The 21,543-nt window shown below is 47.9% G+C and carries 27 protein-coding genes; 18 read left to right on the forward strand and 9 right to left on the reverse strand.

The window, feature by feature from the left end:
• Positions 1-24: 24 nt before the first annotated feature.
• The 3 genes from prfA to surE form a co-directional block, all read right to left on the reverse strand.
• A complete protein-coding gene (gene prfA, locus C7I86_RS16395) occupies positions 25-1,122 on the reverse strand; it encodes a peptide chain release factor 1 (RefSeq protein ID WP_010874306.1) in 1,098 nt (365 codons plus the stop codon).
• A gap of 88 nt (positions 1,123-1,210) precedes the next feature.
• Complete coding sequence (locus C7I86_RS16400) at positions 1,211-1,795, reverse strand: DUF3727 domain-containing protein (protein ID WP_010874307.1); 585 nt, start codon at positions 1,793-1,795, stop codon at positions 1,211-1,213.
• Positions 1,796-1,860: 65 nt separating this feature from the next.
• Positions 1,861-2,688 (reverse strand): 5'/3'-nucleotidase SurE, encoded by an 828-nt coding sequence (gene surE / locus C7I86_RS16405; RefSeq protein ID WP_010874308.1) that lies wholly within the window; start codon positions 2,686-2,688, stop codon positions 1,861-1,863.
• Between the two features lie 51 nt (positions 2,689-2,739).
• Here surE and C7I86_RS18790 point away from each other — a divergent pair, with 51 nt between their 5' ends.
• The 11 genes from C7I86_RS18790 to C7I86_RS16460 all read left to right on the forward strand — a co-directional run bounded on the left by C7I86_RS18790 (position 2,740) and on the right by C7I86_RS16460 (position 10,399).
• Entirely contained in the window at positions 2,740-2,886 is a 147-nt protein-coding gene (locus C7I86_RS18790) for a hypothetical protein (protein ID WP_158299087.1), read from the forward strand.
• A gap of 258 nt (positions 2,887-3,144) precedes the next feature.
• A complete protein-coding gene (psbA, locus tag C7I86_RS16415) occupies positions 3,145-4,227 on the forward strand; it encodes a photosystem II q(b) protein (protein WP_010874309.1) in 1,083 nt (360 codons plus the stop codon).
• A 138-nt stretch (positions 4,228-4,365) separates the two neighbouring features.
• Positions 4,366-4,878 (forward strand): isoprenylcysteine carboxylmethyltransferase family protein, encoded by a 513-nt coding sequence (locus tag C7I86_RS16420; RefSeq protein ID WP_010874310.1) that lies wholly within the window; start codon positions 4,366-4,368, stop codon positions 4,876-4,878.
• A 31-nt stretch (positions 4,879-4,909) separates the two neighbouring features.
• Complete coding sequence (locus C7I86_RS16425; protein ID WP_010874311.1) at positions 4,910-5,494, forward strand: cyclopropane-fatty-acyl-phospholipid synthase family protein; 585 nt, start codon at positions 4,910-4,912, stop codon at positions 5,492-5,494.
• A gap of 30 nt (positions 5,495-5,524) precedes the next feature.
• Positions 5,525-6,019 carry a rhodanese-like domain-containing protein gene (locus C7I86_RS16430; RefSeq protein WP_010874312.1) on the forward strand — a complete coding sequence of 165 codons (495 nt, stop codon included), beginning with the start codon at positions 5,525-5,527 and terminating at the stop codon, positions 6,017-6,019.
• A 188-nt stretch (positions 6,020-6,207) separates the two neighbouring features.
• A complete protein-coding gene (locus C7I86_RS16435; RefSeq protein WP_020861878.1) occupies positions 6,208-6,402 on the forward strand; it encodes a DUF2892 domain-containing protein in 195 nt (64 codons plus the stop codon).
• Positions 6,403-6,472: 70 nt separating this feature from the next.
• Positions 6,473-7,009 carry a cytochrome b6-f complex iron-sulfur subunit gene (gene petC / locus C7I86_RS16440; protein ID WP_010874313.1) on the forward strand — a complete coding sequence of 179 codons (537 nt, stop codon included), beginning with the start codon at positions 6,473-6,475 and terminating at the stop codon, positions 7,007-7,009.
• 60 nt (positions 7,010-7,069) lie between these two features.
• The gene (locus C7I86_RS16445; RefSeq protein ID WP_010874314.1) at positions 7,070-7,516 is read left to right on the forward strand and encodes a DUF2214 family protein; all 447 of its coding nucleotides are present in this window, start codon (positions 7,070-7,072) and stop codon (positions 7,514-7,516) included.
• Positions 7,517-7,692: 176 nt separating this feature from the next.
• Positions 7,693-8,733 carry a hypothetical protein gene (locus C7I86_RS16450; protein ID WP_010874315.1) on the forward strand — a complete coding sequence of 347 codons (1,041 nt, stop codon included), beginning with the start codon at positions 7,693-7,695 and terminating at the stop codon, positions 8,731-8,733.
• 17 nt (positions 8,734-8,750) lie between these two features.
• Positions 8,751-9,422, forward strand: a complete 672-nt coding sequence (locus C7I86_RS16455) for a PspA/IM30 family protein (RefSeq protein WP_010874316.1) — start codon at positions 8,751-8,753, stop codon at positions 9,420-9,422.
• Between the two features lie 35 nt (positions 9,423-9,457).
• Positions 9,458-10,399 (forward strand): homocysteine S-methyltransferase family protein, encoded by a 942-nt coding sequence (locus tag C7I86_RS16460; protein WP_020861876.1) that lies wholly within the window; start codon positions 9,458-9,460, stop codon positions 10,397-10,399.
• Between the two features lie 7 nt (positions 10,400-10,406).
• On the opposite strand, the gene C7I86_RS16465 is transcribed toward C7I86_RS16460, so the two are convergent.
• The gene (locus C7I86_RS16465) at positions 10,407-11,183 is read right to left on the reverse strand and encodes an ABC transporter permease (RefSeq protein WP_010874318.1); all 777 of its coding nucleotides are present in this window, start codon (positions 11,181-11,183) and stop codon (positions 10,407-10,409) included.
• Between the two features lie 129 nt (positions 11,184-11,312).
• Positions 11,313-11,828 carry a DUF1269 domain-containing protein gene (locus C7I86_RS16470; RefSeq protein WP_010874319.1) on the reverse strand — a complete coding sequence of 172 codons (516 nt, stop codon included), beginning with the start codon at positions 11,826-11,828 and terminating at the stop codon, positions 11,313-11,315.
• Between the two features lie 199 nt (positions 11,829-12,027).
• Here C7I86_RS16470 and C7I86_RS16475 point away from each other — a divergent pair, with 199 nt between their 5' ends.
• The 4 genes from C7I86_RS16475 to C7I86_RS16490 all read left to right on the forward strand — a co-directional run bounded on the left by C7I86_RS16475 (position 12,028) and on the right by C7I86_RS16490 (position 15,850).
• Positions 12,028-13,038, forward strand: a complete 1,011-nt coding sequence (locus C7I86_RS16475; protein WP_010874320.1) for an NAD(P)-dependent alcohol dehydrogenase — start codon at positions 12,028-12,030, stop codon at positions 13,036-13,038.
• A gap of 233 nt (positions 13,039-13,271) precedes the next feature.
• Positions 13,272-14,474 (forward strand): argininosuccinate synthase, encoded by a 1,203-nt coding sequence (argG, locus tag C7I86_RS16480; protein WP_010874321.1) that lies wholly within the window; start codon positions 13,272-13,274, stop codon positions 14,472-14,474.
• 127 nt (positions 14,475-14,601) lie between these two features.
• The gene (locus tag C7I86_RS16485; RefSeq protein ID WP_199303625.1) at positions 14,602-15,366 is read left to right on the forward strand and encodes an HAD family hydrolase; all 765 of its coding nucleotides are present in this window, start codon (positions 14,602-14,604) and stop codon (positions 15,364-15,366) included.
• Positions 15,367-15,517: 151 nt separating this feature from the next.
• Positions 15,518-15,850 carry a hypothetical protein gene (locus C7I86_RS16490; RefSeq protein ID WP_010874323.1) on the forward strand — a complete coding sequence of 111 codons (333 nt, stop codon included), beginning with the start codon at positions 15,518-15,520 and terminating at the stop codon, positions 15,848-15,850.
• A gap of 41 nt (positions 15,851-15,891) precedes the next feature.
• On the opposite strand, the gene purK is transcribed toward C7I86_RS16490, so the two are convergent.
• Positions 15,892-17,058 (reverse strand): 5-(carboxyamino)imidazole ribonucleotide synthase, encoded by a 1,167-nt coding sequence (gene purK, locus C7I86_RS16495; protein ID WP_010874324.1) that lies wholly within the window; start codon positions 17,056-17,058, stop codon positions 15,892-15,894.
• A gap of 75 nt (positions 17,059-17,133) precedes the next feature.
• Positions 17,134-17,643 (reverse strand): pentapeptide repeat-containing protein, encoded by a 510-nt coding sequence (locus C7I86_RS16500; protein ID WP_010874325.1) that lies wholly within the window; start codon positions 17,641-17,643, stop codon positions 17,134-17,136.
• A 231-nt stretch (positions 17,644-17,874) separates the two neighbouring features.
• On the opposite strand from C7I86_RS16500, the gene C7I86_RS16505 reads away from it, so the two are divergent.
• From C7I86_RS16505 to C7I86_RS16515, 3 genes are all read left to right on the forward strand, one after another.
• The gene (locus C7I86_RS16505) at positions 17,875-18,231 is read left to right on the forward strand and encodes a hypothetical protein (RefSeq protein ID WP_041425893.1); all 357 of its coding nucleotides are present in this window, start codon (positions 17,875-17,877) and stop codon (positions 18,229-18,231) included.
• A 38-nt stretch (positions 18,232-18,269) separates the two neighbouring features.
• Complete coding sequence (locus tag C7I86_RS16510) at positions 18,270-18,815, forward strand: cofactor assembly of complex C subunit B (protein ID WP_041426084.1); 546 nt, start codon at positions 18,270-18,272, stop codon at positions 18,813-18,815.
• Positions 18,816-18,923: 108 nt separating this feature from the next.
• Positions 18,924-19,640, forward strand: a complete 717-nt coding sequence (locus tag C7I86_RS16515; protein WP_010874328.1) for a DUF2993 domain-containing protein — start codon at positions 18,924-18,926, stop codon at positions 19,638-19,640.
• A 113-nt stretch (positions 19,641-19,753) separates the two neighbouring features.
• On the opposite strand, the gene C7I86_RS16520 is transcribed toward C7I86_RS16515, so the two are convergent.
• Positions 19,754-20,686 carry an NAD(P)-dependent oxidoreductase gene (locus C7I86_RS16520; RefSeq protein WP_020861875.1) on the reverse strand — a complete coding sequence of 311 codons (933 nt, stop codon included), beginning with the start codon at positions 20,684-20,686 and terminating at the stop codon, positions 19,754-19,756.
• An 85-nt stretch (positions 20,687-20,771) separates the two neighbouring features.
• Complete coding sequence (locus C7I86_RS16525; RefSeq protein ID WP_010874330.1) at positions 20,772-21,536, reverse strand: ABC transporter ATP-binding protein; 765 nt, start codon at positions 21,534-21,536, stop codon at positions 20,772-20,774.
• Positions 21,537-21,543: the final 7 nt, after the last annotated feature.

Here is a 21,543-nt window from a genome sequence, read left to right on the forward strand (position 1 = left end):
GAACTACTTCACTTTGATCTTTGATTAATTGTTGGTAGCTTCCGCCAATTCCGCCAGTCTCTCCTGTTGATCCTGGGAAATGCAAGACTCGATGATAGTGTGAATTTCCCCTTCCAGAGCCGTGTTTAAATCAAAGTTGCGTCCCAAGCGGTGGTCGGTAACTCGATTATCTTTGTAGTTATAGGTGCGGATTTTCTCCGAACGGGAACCCGTACCCACCTGCGATCGCCGATTGGAACTGATGGCATCATTTTGTTCTTGGAGCATCATGTCATAGAGCTTGGCCCGGAGAATTTGCATCGCCCGTTCACGGTTTTGGAGTTGGGAACGTTCTTCGGTGCAAAAAATCCGAATACCTGTGGGTTTATGGAACAGATCCACCGCCGTTTCCACCTTGTTAACGTTCTGTCCACCGGCTCCACCGGAGCGAGCCGTACTCATTTCAATGTCTTTGGGATCAATTTTTACTTCCACATCATCCACTTCCGGCATGATGGCCACCGTAGCCGTGGAGGTATGCACCCGACCCCCAGCCTCCGTCACCGGCACCCGTTGCACCCGATGCACCCCTGCTTCAAATTTCAACTGGCTGTAAACCCGGTCCCCTTTAACTTCCAGAATGGCTTCCTTAAAGCCTCCCATATCTGCTAAGGACTCACTCAGCAGACTCACTTTCCAACCCTGACTTTCGGCATACCTGGTGTACATACGTACTAAATCTCCAGCCCAGATACTAGCCTCATCTCCCCCGGTGCCGGCGCGGATTTCCAACATAATATTTTTCTCATCGTTGGGGTCCTTGGGCAGAAGGAGGATAGTTAGGCGCTTTTCCAACTCCCCAATGGCATTTTCCAGTTCCTCCACTTCCAACTGGGCCATTTCCCGCATTTCTGGGTCATTGCCAGATTCTTTGACAATTTGTCGGGCCCCTTTTAAATCTTCCTGGCTTCTTTTCCAAGTCTCGTAGGTATCAACTGTTTCTTCCAAGGACGAGCGGGCTTTGGCTACCCGTTGCAATTCATCGGGGTTGGTGGCAATGTCCGGATCCGCCAGCATCCTAGTCAATTCCTGATAGGTCTGCTCCACAGAAGCTAGTTTGTCTAAGAGGTACGTTTCCGCCATGGTCTGCCTTGGGTCAAAATGCTCAGTCTTCTATTCTAACTCCCCCAAGACCCCCCTGCTTTTTCCCCTTGCATTGATCGCCAAATGGTTAGTCCGCATCTTCAAATAAAAGCTCTTCTAGAATATGTTTGAGTTCATCATTGTCGGGGTGCACCAACTCAATTTGTGTTTCACTAATGGCTTTAGCAAGAAATAATAAAGGCGCTAGGGGAGTGTAAATGCTATAGCGTTCTTCCTCGTGGTAAAAACTAGCCAGGAATTGCAATTCTTCCTCTTCCATTTCCCCAGCCGGATCGTTCCCTTCAATTTCCAGGGTGAGAATATCTTCATCTTCAATGGGGGGCAGTTCACCACTGACGGTGAGGGTGTAGGCAGTGTACTTCAACGACAAATCTAATTCTGCCAGTACGGCCTTAGCATCTGCAAAAATGCCACTAATTTCTTCTTGGTCCTCTAGTAAAATTGCCTCAGCATCTTCTGTTTCATCGTCATCTTCTTCCCAGGCAATAATTACCACCGGGATGTCAACGGGCATCAATAATAAGTATTGAGCGTCCTCTTGTTCGAGGGAGTTTTCCACGTAGCAATCTAAAGGCCGCCCCGCTTCATCGTAGAGCGTTATGCTATCGCTTTCATCCGGTTCATTTTCTTGATTAAACAGATAAGCAGACATATAACTTAATAATGTTATTGAGTATTAAGAGTATCACGGAAGAAGCAGATATTTAAGAAGAGAACTCAATCAAAGTTTAGATGATCTAGCCAATTAGTTTTTTCAATAATGTTAACTCCGTTGATATCCGTAAGATTATATTGCAATGGGGTAATGGTGATGAAGTTATCTTGGCTAGCCTGGACATCAGTGGGAATGCGGCGGTTGAGACGGAGATAGTCTGGTTGGGGAATTTCTTTTACCCTTTCCCCCGCTAGCCAGTAGTAGCGTTTTCCCCGGGGATCATACCTTTCTTCAAAGGTTTCGCTATAGCGTTGCAGTCCCTGGCGGGTGAGTCTAACTCCGGCAATCTGCTCCGCTGGTACCGCTGGAATATTGATGCTAAATAAGGTCGGTTCCGTCAATGGCGATCGCCAGAGGTGTTGGACAAAGCAATTGGCAAAGTCGGCGGCGGGCTGAAAATCGGTGGCGGTAAAACTGACCAAACTCAAAGCAATGCTAGGAATGCCCTCGATCAACCCTTCCATGGCGGCGGAAACTGTACCGGAATATAAAACATCAGTGCCGAGGTTAGCACCGTGGTTAACTCCGGAAAGGACAAAATCCGGATAACGGGGCATCACCGCATGGAGGGCAAACTTCACACAGTCAGCGGGGGTACCGGAACAGGACCAAGCCTTGATGCGAGGATCAAAAACATCCTCCACAATGCCCGCTCGAATGGGTCGATGGAGGGTCAGACCATGGCCGGTGGCGGATCTTTCCCGGTCAGGACAGACCACTGTGACTTCATGGCCTGCGGCGACTAGGGTGTTGGCCAAGGTACGTACCCCTTGGGAAAAAATGCCGTCATCGTTACTGACAAGGAGATTGAGGACCGGGGATGGGGTCATAGGACACCAAAGAATCGAGATTGTGCCTGCCAGCCTTAACGATATCAGGCTATGTCCCGCTTAAACTCTGATTCTTACCAGGTAACTCCTGGGCTCCATGGGGCCACAACCAGGCAGTATTTTGTTCCTTTGGCCAATGGGGCGATCGGGGAAAAATGGCTTGATCTGGCATTTACGAGAAAAATTTTTATTTTTTAATGATTTATTTTTTCCTATTAAAATCTTTTTTTTACCTTTGGAAACCAACTGCAATCTGAGAAACCATCTTGTTTTTTTAAAGAAATATTATTAATCTGAAATTCAAGGGAAGTTAATCAATGCCAATAATTATCTCGCATTATTAATCCCCCTTTATCTATCTGGTTGAGTTGGATTTAGCTGATAGTTTATCACCAAAATAACAAGCAAAATCAAATCCAAGCTTAAACCCAAAATCTTACTTCGTAATTATTCGCTATGACTACTACCCAATTAGGATTACAGGAACAAAGCCTGTGGTCACGGTTCTGTTGTTGGATTACTAGCACTTCTAATCGCCTTTACATCGGCTGGTTTGGGGTGTTGATGATCCCCACTTTGTTAACCGCTACCACCTGTTTTATTATCGCTTTCATCGCCGCTCCCCCGGTGGATATTGATGGCATTCGGGAGCCCATTGCTGGTTCTTTACTGTACGGTAACAATATCATCACTGCCGCCGTAGTGCCCAGTTCCAATGCCATTGGCTTGCACTTTTACCCCATTTGGGAAGCCCATAGCCTCGATGAATGGCTTTACAATGGTGGCCCTTACCAATTGATTGTTTTTCACTTTTTAATTGGGATTTTTTGTTATCTCGGTCGTCAATGGGAATTGTCTTACCGTCTAGGAATGCGTCCTTGGATCTGTGTTGCCTATAGCGCCCCCGTCGCCGCTGCCACTGCTACTTTGTTAATCTATTCCATTGGTCAAGGCTCTTTCTCCGATGGTTTACCCCTAGGCATCAGTGGTACTTTTAACTTCATGTTGGTGCTGCAAGCGGAACATAACGTATTGATGCATCCTTTCCACATGTTAGGGGTAGCTGGGGTGTTTGGTGGGGCTTTGTTTGCCGCTATGCACGGTTCCTTGGTTACTTCTTCCTTAATTCGAGAAACTACAGAAGTTGAATCCCAAAATCAAGGTTACAAATTTGGTCAAGAGGAAGAAACCTACAACATCGTTGCTGCCCACGGTTACTTTGGTCGCTTAATTTTCCAATATGCTTCCTTTAACAATAGTCGGGCTCTCCACTTCTTTCTGGGAGCTTGGCCAGTGGTAGGCATCTGGTTTGCCGCTTTGGCAGTTTGTTGTTTCGCTTTCAACCTCAACGGTTTTAACTTCAACCAATCCATTCTGGATGCCCAAGGCCGTCCCGTGAGCACCTGGGCCGATGTGATTAACCGTGCCAACATTGGTTTTGAGGTGATGCACGAACGCAACGTTCACAATTTCCCCTTGGATTTAGCTTCCGGTGATGCCCAAATGGTGGCCCTGAACGCCCCCGCCATTGAAGGCTAGTGCCATTGCCATAACTGCTTTCGGTTAGACTTCGTTTCATTTGGTTAATCAAGGGCACTCTCGCAATGGGGTGCCTTTTATGGTCCAAGGTTAAAGTTAAGCCAGTAAAGTTTAAGTCTATTTCTAGGGTGAAATGTAATGAATCAATTTAGGGACTGGGGTTTTTCCACTGATTGGTGGCAAGGCAAAAAAGGGGAATATTGGGTACTTGGGCAAACAATTCTCTCCGTTGGATTTGTACTGTTACCGGTTTATACTCCTACTAATTTACAGTTACTAGCTGAACAAAATCAGTGGATTGCCTGGGCTGGTACTCTGTTTTTTGGCATGATTGCGGCAGTTTTGCTGATTGGGGGGGGTCTGCATTTAGGGGAAAATCTGACTCCCTTGCCCCATCCTAAAAAGGATAGTCAATTGGTCACCACTGGTATTTACAGCATGGTCCGTCATCCCCTCTACGGCGGCGTGGTTTTTCTGGCGATCGCCTATGGCTTTTGGCAATGGAGTTTGACCCATTTAATCGGAGCAGTGGTGTTATTTATATTTTTTAATCTCAAAGCTAATCGGGAAGAAATTTGGCTCCAAGATAAATTTAACGACTATGGCAATTATCGAGACCAGGTGAAAAAGCTGATTCCTTGGCTTTATTAAAGGAATATGAAGAAAAATATGGGAAAAAACTATGTGGGATGAAAGATTTAGCCAGTCAGAATATGTTTACGGTACAGAACCGAATGATTTTTTGGTCAGTGTGGCCAATCAAATTCCCCAGGGAAAAATTCTTTGTTTAGCAGAAGGAGAAGGTCGTAATGCTTGTTTTTTAGCAAGTTTGGGTTATGAAGTGACCGCGGTGGATCAATCTTCGGTCGGTTTAGCCAAAGCAAAACAATTAGCCCAGGAAAAAGGTGTAAAAATTACCACTGTCCAGAGTAATTTAGCCGATTTTGACATTGTCGCGGATGCCTGGGAAGGCATTGTTTCCATTTTTTGCCATTTACCTTCTAGTTTAAGACAACAACTTTATCCCAAAGTTTATCAAGGCTTAAAACCTGGTGGAGTGTTTATTTTAGAAGGTTTTGCTCCAGAACAATTACAATACAACACCGGTGGCCCAAAGGATTTAGATCTATTGCCTAAGTTGGAAACGTTGCAGAGTGAATTGCCGAGTTTGAATTGGCTAATTGCCAACAATTTGGAACGAAATTTAGATGAGGGAGCTTACCATCAAGGGAAAGCCGCCCTAATTCAGCTATTGGGACAAAAGTAAACCACAATCGAATTTAATTATTCCATTTCCATGGCATCAATTGTTTTCCGCTACCTTACTGTTCTCGTTTTTTCTCTTTGCTTAATGGGGTTTTTTTCCCCGCCGACCCTGGCGGCAGGTTCTCCTCCCTTGCTGAATTCAGAGCTCAATCCCCAGACTCAAACAATGGATTTGGCGATCGATAGCTTTTTAGATTCTATCCCTGCCAATTATTATGCTATTCGTACACCGGCAGCCCTGAAAAAACGATTAGATGATGCAAAAACTACCTTAGTGGATGTGAGGGAAGTTAAGGAATATCAAGCTGGACATATTCCCGGAGCAATCAATATTCCCTTGCGGACTTTAAGCCATAATCTGGCACAGATTCCCCCAGACAGAAAGGTTATTTTTTACTGTTCCACTGGCTACCGTTCCGCCATGGCGATGATGGCTTTAAACCTTTTAGGCTACGAAAATGTTCTGGCATTTTCTCCTAGTTTTACTGGCTGGCAAGCGGCAGGGGAAGCAATTGCCAAAGCTTGATTAATGAATCCGACGAAATCTTCCTTTGTGCATAGTTAAATTACCCCCTTAACAAAAATTTATTGTTATAATAAAAAAAGTAAAGACAAGAAGAATAGTTTCAATATTTTATCCTTTACTTAATTGCGTAAGGATTTCAATTAATCTTAGGAAGAAATTTTTCCATCCCCCATACGGAGATTATAATCATGGCTACTAACATGGGTTCCATTGATCGTTTGATTCGCTTAGTTATTGCTTCAGCTCTGCTCTATCTTGGTCTTTTTTTCTACTCCGGCACTAGCCTGGGACTTGGACTTACTGCCGGAGGCGGATTGATGCTATTTTCCGCTACTTTTGGCTTTTGTGGGCTGTATAAATTGCTCGGCATTAGCACCAAATAGATCCGTATTTTGACTGTTACTGCTCACATTGTTTTGTTCTTTTCTCACCCTATTTAGCACTAATTTAATCATGGATAACACACAGGCGATCGCCCCCCCTTCCTATTCCCGTCGTCAATTACTCAACTTTTTAGCTGGCACCACCGTTGCTGTCACCGCCAGTGCAGGAGCCTACGCCATGGGGAAATTCTTTGTGCCCCCGGCTGAAAAAGGTGGAGCCGGAGGAGGCATTATTGCCAAGGATGTTTTGGGTAACCCCATCCCTGCTTCCCAAATTTTGGCGGAAGCTCCCGGCACCAGGGCTTTAGTGGCTGGTTTGGCTGGTGATCCCACCTATTTGATTGTTAAAGAGGACGGTAGCCTCGACAGTATCGGCATTGTTGATAGTTGTACCCACCTGGGTTGTACTTTTCCCTGGAATGGCAATGATCAAGAATTTCAATGTCCCTGCCATGGTTCCCGCTACCATCCCGACGGCTCTGTGGCCCGGGGGCCCGCTCCTTTGCCCTTGAAAATAGTGCAGGTGGCCGTGGTAGATGATCAAATTTTCATTTCCCCTTGGACAGACCTGGATCCCCGCACGGGAGAGAAACCCTGGTGGGTTTGATAATTTTCAATTTTTGGCCAACAATCTTCAAAAGCTAAACTATTTTGGTCTTGTTAACTTATGTGGATTAGTGCCACCGTTGCGTATATTCATTACCTCAGTTTTATGGTTGCCTTTGGGGCATTGGTTACGGAGGCCCTGACTTTGAAAAAAGACCCTAATCTGGAGGAGTCCTGGCGATTGGTCATTGCCGATGCCGTTTATGGGCTGTCCGCCACGGCCGTCTTGGTTACGGGAATTTTGCGGGTGATGTATTTTGGCAAAGGCACGGATTATTACCTGAGTCATCATATTTTCTTTGCCAAAGTGGGACTATTCATCGTGGTGGGGTTACTTTCCCTCTATCCCACTTTCTCGTTTTTGATGTGGATTAAAGCCCTACGCGATCGCCAGGCTCCCGTGCTGGAGGAAGGCAAAGTGTCTGTATTGCGGTGGTTGATTCGGGGAGAATTGGTTGGATTGGCCCTAATTCCCTTCACTGCCGCTCTGCTGGCTAGAGGTTTATAACAGTCAAGGGTGAATCATACCTAGGAACTAGGTCAATTAACTCCTGGTCATTGTTAGGGATGCCAATTGGGACCATCCCTGGGCTAGAATATCGCTCAGACTCACACCTCCATAGTTCTAAGCTTGTTTGACTTTGCCCTAACCTGAATAAACCGCCGTTGCTTGGTGGCCTCGCCATGACTGACTACTCCGCCCTTGATAAATCCTCTTTCGCTGCCAGTGAGTCTGACTACATTCAAGCAGAGCTAATGGCCGAGGAGGAAACTGGCCCTAGGGTGAGCTATGACCCAGGGGAGTCTAGCTTGGCCGCCCTAGAGCCGCCCCTAGAAGCAACAGGAAGTTTTGAGTTTAATTTTATTGACCGCCCAGTCCCCCAAGAAGAGGTACAGGGCACCCATCCTGCGGAAGAAGTTCTTACCCGTTTATTTACCCCTTGGAGTTTGGCGGGGTTGTTGATGTTGGTGGTGGCCAATGGACTGTTAACAATTTATGGTTTGACGGCTCGATCGCCGGGACCGACGATGGCGATCGCCCATTTTGACGGTTTGCCCCCCATTCCTCCTGGCTTACCTCCAGTGGCCGATGCTGGCCCTGGACTCAATCTACAAAAGCTCAGCGAAATGGCTGTGGTACGAGATCCTCAACCTACGGCTCCTTCTGCTCCCCAGGCGATCGCCAGTCAGAATGTGCCAAGTAACCCTCCCGCCGCAATGGTTCCCCAGGCCCAGCCAGTGCCCATGGCCGGCTACAGCCCCTATTTAAATGCTCCTGGTTACACAGCCGCCGTTCCCGGTGCCATTACCCCTCCCCAATCCGTGCCTTCAGGGCAGCCACTGCCCACCATTGCCATTCAACCTATCCGTCAGGCCCCCACCCCTCCTTTACCCCCTCCCCCTCCGCCGCCGATAAATACGGGCATTGGTAATGGGATTGTTTCCCCACCGCCAGTGGCCAGGGCCGATTACGGTAATCAGGTTAGTGCTGCCCCTAGTTCCTCCTCTGCCGGTGGAGCCACTGTGGAGTCGCAAATGTATCAACAGTTGCCCAGTGGATCTGCCCCCAGTGCCGTTGCCAGTAGTCAATCTCCCAATCAAAAAAACTTTCATCAAGTGACAAGAACTTATAATCAGGGAGGAAGCGCTAGTGAGCGGGAAACTAACCCCGCCACCCAACAGTTAGTGCAGGAATTGGAAAGCCTTAACCAGGCTCCCTATTAGGGTTGGCCCTCTTTGTCATGGAACTTTTTAATCGGGTTGGACGGGTGTTGAAATCCCAGTTAACCCATTGGCAACAGCAACAGGAAGCGCCGGAGGATCTCCTCGAACGTCTATTGGGCGAGATGGAGTTGGAGCTGATCGAATTGCGGCGGGCCTTGGCCCAAACCATTGCTACTTTTAAAAGTACGGAACGACAGAGAGATGCTCAGCAGTTAATTGCCCAACGCTGGTACGAAAAGGCTCAGGCTGCCCTGGATAGGGGTAATGAGCAATTGGCTAGGGAGGCCCTTGGGCAAAGACAGTCCTATCAGAGTCATACGGAAGCCCTAGGTAAATCCCTCGGGGAACAACGGGCCCTGGTGGAACAGGTGCGGGGACAATTACAAAAGCTGGAGCGCAAATATCTGGAGCTGAAAAGTCAGAAAAATCTTTACCTCGCCCGCTTAAAATCGGCGATCGCCGCCCAAAAAATTGAAGAGATTGCGGGCAATTTGGACAATGCCAGTGCCAGTAGTTTATTTGAGAGAATTGAAACCAAAATCCTGGAGTTGGAAGCGGAACGGGAATTGCTCAACCCTCCCCCATCCCCGCTAGATAAAAAATTTGAGCAGTGGGAGGAACAACAGGCGGTGGAAGCAACCCTTGCGGCCATGAAAGCTCGACGCTCTCTCCCTCCCCCTTCCTCGTAAAAACCATAATTGCTAACGATAAATTAGCTGTCAAAATGACCAATCTTCCCCACCAATGTGAGCAAATTTTTCTCTTGGACGGTGGCCTGGAAACGGAAATGATCTTCAACCGAGGTTTTGATCTACCTGCCTTTGCTGCCCATACCCTACTGTCCGATCCCCTGGGACGGGAAGCGTTAAAGAACTACTTCCATGGTTTCTTAGATTTGGCCAAAGAAAAGCAATTTGGCTTTTTGATCGACGCACCCACTTGGCGGGCTCAACCATTTTTTGCGGAAGAGTTGGGGGTGAGCCTGGAAGAAATTCGGCAGGCTAATTTTCGAGCGGTGGAATTTGCCAGGGCACTAAAACAGGCTTATGTTAACGAGATCCAGCCCTTGCTAATTAATGGTTTGATTGGTCCCTGTGGAGATGCCTATGGTGGCGAACATTTCAGCAATGCGGAGGCAGCCCAAGTCTATCACCGGCAACAAATTAGCTGGTTAGCGGAGGCCGGAGTCGATCTATTGGGAGCATTTACCCTGACTAGCGTTAATGAGGCGATCGGTATTGTCCGGGCTAGCCAAGAATTTTCCTTACCCGTCTCCATTTCTTTCACAGTGGAAACGGACGGTCGCTTGCCTACGGGGACGGCCCTGTCGGAGGCGATCGCCATTGTTGATGAAGCTACCAATCAGGGAGCGGCATACTTTATGGTTAATTGCGCCCATCCCGACCACTTCCGTGCCGTAATCAGAGAAGAAGCTTGGCTGAGTCGCTTGGGGGGTTTTCGCTGTAACCCTTCCCGTCGTAGTCATGCCCAGTTAGATCAAGCAAATTTTCTCGACATTGGTAACCCGGTGGAATTGGCCCACTCCTATTGGACGCTGAAACAAAAAGTCCCTTCAGCCAATGTTTTTGGGGCCTGTTGTGGTTCTGACCTCCGGCATATCAGAGAAATTGCCAAGGTCTTTGACGAAAAAATCTCGAAGATTTAAAAAACGTCTAGAACTGTCTGCGGGCAAAAATCAGATTTGCCAGGGTCAGCATCAGCACGATGTAGAGAATGCCATAGAGAAGGTTCGCCCAAAGTTCACCGCTGGCGGGCAGAATTCCATACACCGCCTCATTTTTCAGGTTAAATCTCTCCAGGTTAGGCAATACCAGGTAGAGATATTTGGTCAGGGTTTCGATGTTGGCATTTTTGGTAATTTCCCCCAATTTAAGCAAATCACGACTGATATGCCCCATAAAATACACCCCAAAACTGAGCAGGGTGGCCAAAATTGAACTGGTGAATACCCCAAATAAAATGGCGATCGCCGTGAGAACTGCTAATTCTAATAACAGAAAAGCTTGGGAAATGAGAATGGCAGTGGGGGAAAAGGGGATTTTGGCCCAGGCCAACATGACCAAGTAAATGCTGGTCATAATCACCAACATGGCAGTCAGCACCCCCGATAATCCCAGATGTTTGCCGATAATAAACTCACTGCGGCTGAGGGGCTTGGGAATGAGCACCAACACCGTGCGCTTATCAATTTCTTTGTTAATCAAACCTGTACCGACAAAAATCGCCACGATCGCCCCCAACAGGGAAGTGGCCGCTAAACCGAGGTCGAGGAAAATTTTGCCATCCGCCCCAACGGAAATTTCTGGCAGGATCCGCAGGGCTAAGGCCATTAAAATGGCGAAAAATCCGATCACATAAAGAATTCGGTCCCGAATAACTTCCCGAAAACCATTGGCGGCGATCGCCCAAATTCTGAAAATATTGACCATAATTTTTCAGTCAATCCACTTAAATCGCAATGATCCTAACGATCAATTAAATAATAAAAAACCCACCGAGCTCGAACAAGATGGGTCATGGCAAAACTTCTATTCTCAAAGCGCTGGCATAAACCAGACCTATTCCGCCGCTGGGACGCCATCCAATAAACCATGGCGATCGAGCACTGCCTGTAACTGAGACTCCTCATCCTGGGAAAGGGAAGTTCTCAGCACTTTACCGCCGTATTTGCTCACATCGGCCAAAACCTTATCGGGGGTAACTTTTTTGACTAGGACAAATAGGGCCGAACTACCGGGGCACATGGTTTCCCCCAGTTCCCGCATAAAATTGTCATCTACACCAATGTCACTGAGGGCACCGGCCAAGGCACCACTGGCAGCTCCCACCGCAGCTCCCAACAGGGGATTGAAAAATAAAATACCGATCAATAAACCCCAAAAGCCGCCACTAACGGCGCCGGAACTGGTGAGATTAATGGCTTGCTTGAGCTTGACTTTGCCCTTTTCGTCTTTGACCACAACGGCGGCATCTTCCATTTCGATCAAATGCTCTACTTGTAGCTTGGCCAGGGCAAGGCGTACTTCCTCTGCCTTGTATTCATCATCGTAGCCGATAACAATTAAGTCACTCATAAAACTTTACTGAAAATAATTGGTGATTACTAGGCTCCATGGTAGCAGTTGGGTTCAATCTTGAAAGTTGGGGTAACCGTCAATACAACATTGGCTCCATGGCTGGTCAATCCATTACAATTTGGGTTATTCGGTGACGCCCCAACCTCCACACCTCCGTTAGATCCCATCTGGATAAAACTAATAAACTCTATTACCCATGATTAAAGCCTACGCTGCCCTGGAAGCCAACGGAAAACTCCAACCCTTTGAATACGACCCCGGTGCCCTGGGTGCTAATGAGGTGGAGATTGAGGTGCAGTATTGTGGGGTGTGCCACAGTGATTTGTCCATGATTAATAACGAATGGGGCATTTCCAATTACCCCCTAGTGCCGGGTCATGAGGTGGTGGGTACTGTGGCCGCCATGGGCGAAGGGGTGAACCATGTTGAGGTGGGGGATTTAGTGGGGCTGGGTTGGCATTCGGGCTACTGCATGACCTGCCATAGTTGTTTATCTGGCTACCACAACCTTTGTGCCACGGCGGAATCGACCATTGTGGGCCACTACGGTGGCTTTGGCGATCGGGTTCGGGCCAAGGGAGTCAGCGTGGTGAAATTACCTAAAGGCATTGACCTAGCCAGTGCCGGGCCCCTTTTCTGTGGAGGAATTACCGTTTTCAGTCCTATGGTGGAACTGAGTTTAAAGCCCACTGCAAAAGTGGCAGTGATCGGCATTGGGGGCTTGGGCCATTTAGCGGTGCAATTTCTCCGGGCCTGGGGCTGTGAAGTGACTGCCTTTACCTCCAGTGCCAGGAAGCAAACGGAAGTGTTGGAATTGGGCGCTCACCACATACTAGATTCCACCAATCCAGAGGCGATCGCCAGTGCGGAAGGCAAATTTGACTATATTATCTCCACTGTGAACCTGAAGCTTGACTGGAACTTATACATCAGCACCCTGGCGCCCCAGGGACATTTCCACTTTGTTGGGGTGGTGTTGGAGCCTTTGGATCTAAATCTTTTTCCCCTTTTGATGGGACAACGCTCCGTTTCTGCCTCCCCAGTGGGTAGTCCCGCCACCATTGCCACCATGTTGGACTTTGCTGTGCGCCATGACATTAAACCCGTGGTGGAACAATTTAGCTTTGATCAGATCAACGAGGCGATCGCCCATCTAGAAAGCGGCAAAGCCCATTATCGGGTAGTGCTCAGCCATAGTAAAAATTAGCTCTGCAAAGGTTGCTTCTGGGTCCGTGGAATGGTCAAACGGAGTCGATCTCAGTTTTGATACGCTCTATCTGGAAAGCTTGACATTCGATGGGGTGTGAGATTCAACGGGCTAGGCAAAACCCCTGACAGATAGCCGAGGCAAAGGATTTCGGCAGTGTTAAAACAAACAATTCTGACCAAGACATTACTGCTAGAATGGCACATTGAACCAGTTCTTCAGGTAAAAGCAGTATGGGTCGCGCCAAGAAAGTCGTTCTCGCCTATTCCGGTGGGGTAGATACATCGGTTTGTATTCCCTATTTGATGCACGAATGGGGCGTTGAGGAAGTTATTACCCTCGCGGCGGATTTGGGCCAGGGGGATGAACTGGGGCCGATCCAGGAAAAAGCCCTGCGGTGTGGTGCGGTAGAATCCTTGGTTATTGACGGCAAGGAAGAATTCGTTAAGGAGTATGCTTTTCGTTCTATCCAGGCCAATGCTCTCTACGAAAACCGTTATCCCCTCTCCACAGCCCTAGCCCGGCCCTTAATTGCCAAAATGCTGGTGGAAGCGGCGGAAAAATACGGTGCCGATGCGGTGGCCCATGGTTGTACTGGTAAGGGCAATGACCAAGTGCGGTTCGATATCAGCATTATGGCCCTAAACCCCAATTTGAAGGTGTTGGCCCCAGCCCGGGAATGGAAAATGAGCCGGGAAGAAACCATCGCCTATGGGGAACGGTATGGCGTAGAATCCCCCGTGAAAAAGTCTTCCCCCTACAGCATTGACCGCAACATTCTCGGCCGTAGCATTGAAGCGGGGCCTCTGGAAGACCCCATGACCGAGCCCACGGAAGAAATTTATCTGATGACCAAGGCGATCGCCGACACCCCAGATGAACCGGAATATGTGGACATCGGCTTTGAAAAAGGTATTCCCGTTAGTTTGAATGGGGTGATGCTAGACCCCGTTACCCTGGTGGAACGCCTGAACGAAATTGCGGGGAACCACGGGGTAGGCCGTTTGGATATGGTGGAGAACCGGGTGGTGGGGATTAAATCCCGCGAGATTTACGAAGCTCCGGCTTTGCTAGTTTTAATTGATGCCCACCGGGATCTGGAAAGTTTGACCCAAACCGCCGATGTTACCCACTATAAAAACACCGTCGAAGAAATTTATAGTCAGTTAATTTACCGGGGATTATGGTACAGCCCCCTCAAAGAAGCCCTGGATGCTTTTATTGTCAAAACCCAGGAACGGGTTACGGGCATGGTGCGGGTGAAATTCTTCAAGGGCAATGCCAACGTTGCCGGTCGTAAATCCGATTACTCCATCTATGATGCGGAATTGGCCACCTACGGCATGGAAGACCAATTCGACCATAAGGCGGCGGAAGGCTTTATCTATATTTGGGGCTTACCCACCAAAGTTTGGGCCCAGAAAATGCGCGGTTAAGTCCTCACTGCCCTAGTTTTTCCTCCATTACTCGGAAATTCTAGTTCTTTGAACAATTGCCAACTAGTTAGACCCCGATCGCCAGGGATATGAACTTTGGACTGTCGGGGTTTTTGCTGTGGCTAATATGGTGCAGAAGCTCGGGACTGTGGAACAAATTACGGTTAAAATTTGGACTGTTGCTTTTTCTTTCTTCCCCATGCTGAGACTGATTACCGACTGTGATGGCCCGATTATGGATGTTTCTGATCGGTACTATCAGGTCTATCAGTACTGTCTTGAGCAGGTTAAATTGCCTGGACAAGATCTTAATGTATTGAGTAAAGCAGAATTTTGGCAAAGGAAACGGAGTAAGGTGCCCAAGGCACAGATTGGTCTGGACTCTGGCTTAACTAAGGAGCAAACGGAAGAATTTGTCGCTATCCGCAATCGCACCGTCCATAGCCAGCCCTATTTACCCTATGACCAGCCCCTGGCTGGAGTGGAGGAAATATTACAGGACATCAAAGACCGAGGCATTGATCTGGTGCTAATGACCATGCGGCGGGAAAGTGAACTGCAAGAAGCCCTAGACCGCAATCACTTTAACCATTTTTTTCCCATTGATCGCCGTTATTGTTTGGCTAATGATTATGTCAAAACCGGCGACACTAACGATAAACCCCGGTTGATGGAACGGGCCCTAGCGGAATTACCTCCGGCGGATAGTGTGTGGATGGTGGGGGACACCGAAGCGGATATTTTGGCGGCCCAGCGGGGCAATCTGCCGGCGATCGCTGTTTTGTCTGGCATTCGTAACCGGGAACAATTGGAACGTTATCAACCGGATTTTATTGTGGACAATTTAGCCGAAGCAGTGAATTTGTTTTACCAACACCATGGGGTTGAATAGGGATTAGTAGCAGTTGAATAAGTTTTGTGCCAACCCCTAGAAATCCAGTTCGCAAATCGTCCATACTAAATACTAGGGACTAACTAAGGCCCTGGTGGGGAGTGAAAATCAATAACACCAAAGCACCGAGTTGAGATCCTAGGAGCAAAATATGATTACCGTCGCACGAAAAACTACCATAACCTTAGGGCTAATGGCGATCGCCGTTAGTTCAGTGTGGCCAGCCCAAGCCCAAATGATGACCGAAGAAAATCTTAATCCCTTGCCCCAATCGGAAGGCAGTGCGGCGGATTTGGCCGGTATTTTGCCCAAGGATAGTGCCCTTTGGCTGGGAGGCGTGGGGGGAGAAGGGGATATCGATGCCGAGGGAGACTATAGTCCCTACGAAATCCGTTCCGACCAATTTGAAGGACAACTAACGGAAATGGAGGAACAGCAGTTACTAGAAAGCTCCCAACTACGCTTGGGTGTTGGCAGATTCTAGCCATTTTTGCAGTGTAGTTCTCTAATCTGTTTCTCCTTCACTTAATCCGGATACCAAATCGCCTCTACTTGTTTCACCAAATCTTCAGCCCAGGCAGTGGAAGGTTCCGATTCAACATCAGGGTTTAACAAAGTCACATGGCCCAGCTTCCGACCGGGACGACAGTCTCCTTTGCCGTACCAATGGACGTGGCTATGGGGCAGAGCGGCTAGTTTATCCAACTGTTGCTGATAATCCCCTGTAGATACTTCGTAGCCCAATAAATTCACCATCACCGCTTGGCCGCAACGCAAAGCCGATGAACCCAATGTTTGCCCAGTTACCGCCTGCAGTTGCAGAGCAAATTGGGAAGTGTGGCAAGCATCTAAGCTGAAATGGCCAGAGTTATGGGTGCGGGGGGCCAACTCGTTTACCAGTAACCTTTGCTCCGGGGTAGGGGTTTGGGTAGATGCTGGTAATAGAAAAAACTCGATCGCCAAAATACCCACGTAATCTAAATGGTTGAGAATGCGACGGCAGTAATCCTGGGCCGTGGCGGCAATGGCGGCATCAATGGGGGCAGGGGCCACCACCCAACGACAAACCTGGTCAATTTGCTTGGTTTCCACCACTGGGTAAATTTCCATTTCTCCCCTGGCATTGCGGACACCGATAACGGCCAATTCCCTTTCGTAGGGGACAAAACTCTCCACCATCCAACTACCGGGGGGAGCTTTACTTAAATCTGGTAAATCCGCTGGGGAATTAATAATTTGGGTTCCTTGGCCATCATAGCCATGGCGACGGGCCTTTAACACCCAGGGAAAATCGGGCAATTGGGCGGGCAACGATTCCAAAGCCCAAAAATCCGGTACGGGTAAACCGAGGTTTTGCAAAAAATGGCGTTGTTCCCATTTATCCAACAAAGGAGCGAGGGCATCGAGGCGGGGATGAAAAGTAATTCCTTGTTGGGCTAACTTTTCCAGGCTGGGCAGATCGACAAATTCATTTTCAAAGGTGATCACCCCACAGTGCTCTGCTAACTCCCTAGTTCCTTCCCCATCGGCGATCGCCGTCAATACCACTTTGTCCGCCAATGCCACGGCCGGATCACTTTCCCCAGGGGTTTGCACTGCAAGTTTTAATCCCAATCGGGGGGCTTCCTGGGCCATCATCCAGGCCAACTGTCCACCACCAATTACCCCCACTGTGGTTAATTTTGTTTCCATTGAGCTACAGACTACCGCCTAATCAATGGCGAAGTTTACAAGTTTACGTTTACGTCCGAAATTTCGCCGAACATCCTAGGAACAACCTAAGGATTCCCTCGTACTGATGCCAGTTTTGGGATTCACCCCATCCGCCACTTTACAAAGAGCTGCTATCTGTTCCGTGTCCAACACAGCGAGACTAAAATCAGCCCCTTGGATTTTGGCATTTTTAAAAGAAGTCCGGAGCATAATCGCTTCGGCTAAAATGGCGTTTTCCAAATTAGCCCCATTGAAACTGGTCAAATAGGTCAAACCATTGGTCAAATCCACCCCCTTCAAGTTGGCATCGGTGAGGTTAGCGCCATTAAACACTGATCCCCGCAAATCCATTGCTTCAAAAATGCTGCTGGTCAAATCCACATTGGTGAACTGGGCGGTGAGCAGGTCTTGGTCCCGAAAATCCGTTTCCGCCAACACCATATTTTCGAAAGCTGAAGCTCCCCCGGTTACGGAAGAAGAACTAGCGGCGATCGCCGGGGCAGACCAAATCAAACAAGCCACGGTGAGCACAACAAGGAAGGACTGACGAAACACTTTCAGCATTGGGGAAGCGATGACCTGAATTCAATGTGGCATAGACACCAACTAGATTATCAGTAATCAAGGCGCGGGCATACCCCCAATGGCAGGGAGAGGTTATGTTCCACTGATTTCCTCGGCGGCAAGAATTGGTAATCGACTCCGGAAGTAACTCATTCAACCAAAGATTTGTCCGGGTAAATTAAGTCTGACCTTGCTATGATCAGGGATGTCTTTTATCTTCTTTCATTAAATATGTACTATTTGCCCCAGCCTCCCTATTTTTTAATTGCGGTAGGGCTTTTTGTTGGGATTACCTGTGGCGCGGCCTTTGAAGCCACCTTAAAACAGAAAGTGAAGCTTTGGTTAAATACCCCCGCCAGCACACTAGCCGACCTGGATTTACAACTACCTTTCATGGGTATTTGTGTAGGGGTTTGTGTATTCCTAGCTTCTGGAGTGCAAATTTTTTTGGGTAATGGTTGGATTTCCTACGCCATTTCTTTGCCCATTACCGTTTTTATTGCAGCATTGGTGTGGCGACAATTAGATAGCTTACTAAAACAATTAAAAAGCGGTGGATCTGCGGCCATTGATTTAGATATTTTCTAGCTAGTGAGAAGGTTTGCCACAATTTTGTTATGGATGTTATGGATTTACCTGTTCTCGGCTCCACCCTATTTTTTACTATTTTTTCCCTAATTGGCTTGATATTTTTCATTCGTTCTTCAGTTAAAGACCGGACCCAAAGAATCCGGGCTTGGATCGATAACCCCGAAGCGGGCATATTGGATGAAATCAAAACCTATTTCAATAACCGAGCCTACCGCATTACCAACATTGACCCAGTCCAACAGGCAATCACCTTTGAAGGTAATGTACAAGCTAGCCCCTTTCTGGCAGTATTTTTGAGTCTGTTAGCTGCCCTAGGACTGCTCTGTTTAGCCTTGGTGTTAGCGGTATTTTGGCCCCAACGGGGTTTTCTATTTTTCTTCCTACTGTGGTTAGCGCCCTTAGCGGGAACTTTCTATTGGCAAAAAGCGGCCAGGGTAGAAGCAATTACATTGGAAGTGGGAGATCCGGATCAACCTTCCCATCCAGGACAATATCCCCTAACTATCACCGCCCATCGGGACGAGTTGCGGGAACTGCAAGCTCAATTTCCTTTGGATTGGCAAGGGGGAAGTTCCCATTAATATCAGCGATATTTAGCGATATTTTGGGAGATTTTTCCAATATTACCTGGTTATTCTTTCAATATTTGTTCCATTAACGTTGCTTGCTAACAACTAAATTTCAAATCCATGGGCTTAGCCGTTGACAGTAATTTAATTGGTAAAATTTTGGCCCCTGCCCTGAGGCTCTGGCTCCGCTCCCAGGTGGAAACAGTGGAGAGTTTGGAACTGGAAATTGATGGCAAAGACCGACAAATTTTACGGGGCTATGTGCCTAGGGTTGCCCTTAGTAGTGACAGGGCCATTTACCAAGGTCTACAACTAGGACGGGTGTTACTGCGGGGAGAAAATATCCGCATTAACATTGGCCAGGTAATCAAAGGCAAACCCCTAAAACTATTGGAGCCAATTCGGGTTAGCGGAGAGTTACAAATTTCCCAAAGCCATCTGCAAGCATCCCTAGCTTCTAATTTACTTGCCAGTGCTTTTGAGGAACTATTAGTAGCTTTGTTGGCAGAACAGGGAGTGGAAAATCCCCAGGGCAAGTTGAAGAATTACACTTTCCATTGGCAGGCGATCGCCTTAGAGCATCAATCTTTTCAGCTCAAAGGTGAAGTGCAAGACCCCCAGGGTCAAAGCCATGAGCTTTTGGTGCAGGCCCGTCTACAGTTGGCCAGCTCCAAAACCCTACATCTAGAAGACATTACCCTACTAGGATTACCGGCGATCGCCAACCGAAAGTTAGAGCGTTTGACCGTTGACCTAGGGGAAGACGTGGACCTTGAATCCCTCGATCTAAACAATGGCGAGCTTTTCTGCCTTGGGCGGGTATTAGTCCGCCCTTGAACCTTGGCAATCCGTCGGTAAAGTTGTCATTTACCCCCTAAATTCCCCAACATTTGGTGATTTGTATTTAGTTTCTCCAAACTTAGGGAACCAAGGGGCGTTCAAACAATTTATTAAACGTTGGAATAAACGCTGTTTCTCAAGATAGTGTAACCCTTGATTAACTCTTGAATACCCCGTCCCAAAGACCAGTCGGGAGTAAAGCCAGTGCTCAAAATTCTTTGGTTAGAAACAATGTAATCCCGCTTATCCGGATCCTCCCCGATGGGCGCTTCTAGATACACAAAATTGGGCAGATATTTACGGATTTCTGCACAAAGTTCCAGTTTGGATAAATTAGCATCCTCTAAGCCAACGTTATAGGGCTTACCCTTCATGGATTCAAAATTTTCCAAGCCATGGAGAAACACCTTGGCCACATCCCGGATATGAATATAATTGCGTTTAAAATGACCTTCAAAAATAACCACCGCCCGGTCATAAAAAGCACGGTAGACAAAGTCATTGACCAACAAATCCACCCGCATCCGGGGAGCCATACCAAATACTGTCGCCAGGCGAAAAGTCATACTGTTATCCCGGGCTAACACCGCTTTTTCCGCTTCCACCTTAGTTACTCCATAGAGGGAAATGGGTCGCAGGGGACTTTCTTCGGTACAAAATTTACCCTTTTCCCCAATGCCATAGCCACTATTGGTAACTGGCATCAAAATCCGCTGTTGGGGGCTGGCTAGTTGACAGATCATTTCCACCGCCGTCTGGTTAGTGGTTTTAGTGCCAATTTGATCGCGACTGCACAGGGGAGCTCCCACTAGGGCCGCCAGGGGAATTATGACATCGGCGGTTTTTAGCTGTTCTTTAATCAGGTCTTCCTTGCGGCAATCCCCCCGGATAACGTTAAAAGTTTCATACTGACAGCATTCCGCCAAGCTATTTTGCTGGAACATGAAGTTGTCTATCACCGTTACCTGGTATCCCGCCGCCAGCAAAGTGGGGGTCAGGACAGAACCAATGTAGCCACCGCCACCGGTAATCAAAATTTTCATAATCACTCCTCCATGTTCTCTTTAACTATTTTTGAGCAAAAAATATCCGTTCCCAGTAAAGCAAAAAAAGGGCAACTTGCCAGAATTATTGGGGAATGGTGAGAGCATCGTGGCGTTTGACCTCCTCCAGGTATTGCCCGATCGCCTCGGAGGTTTTGCCCATATAACGCACCACCCCCCGGTCTAACCAGATAGTGGTGGGACAGGCATCTTGAATAAAGCCCAGGCTATGGGAAACCACGAGAATCGTCGTATTGTGTCCCCAGAGCTTATCCATTCGGGCTTGGGATTTGTGCTTGAAACTTTCATCCCCCACAGATAAAACTTCATCCAAAATTAGAATATCCGGTTCCACATCGGTGGCAATGGCAAAACCCAACCGGGCTGACATCCCCGAAGAAAGGGACTTCACCGGCATATCCCCCAACGTTTGTAACTCAGCAAAATCCAGGATAGAATCCACCCGCTCCAACATTTCCTGGCGGGAAAATCCCAACATCACACCGTAGAGAATAATATTATCCCGCACACACAAATCCGGGTCAAAGCCAGCCCCCAGCTCGATCAATGGTGCTATTTCCCCCCTCACCCGCAAACTCCCAGCAGAGGGTTCCAAAATACCGCAAATTACCTTGAGCAGGGTGGATTTCCCCGAACCATTGGAACCAATAATGCCAACTTTCTCCCCCGTCACCACCGTAAAATCTATATTGTCTAGGATTAGCTTACGGGAGGGCTTACGATACTTACCCTCAATGAAAGATAGTACGGTGCGCTTCAGGTCGTAGGAAAATTCCTCCTGGGTTCGACGGTACAAAGAAACTTTATCAAGACGAATAACTTCAGACATCTAAAAT

This window comes from Synechocystis sp. IPPAS B-1465 (assembly GCF_003015225.1).
Taxonomy (GTDB): domain Bacteria; phylum Cyanobacteriota; class Cyanobacteriia; order Cyanobacteriales; family Microcystaceae; genus Synechocystis.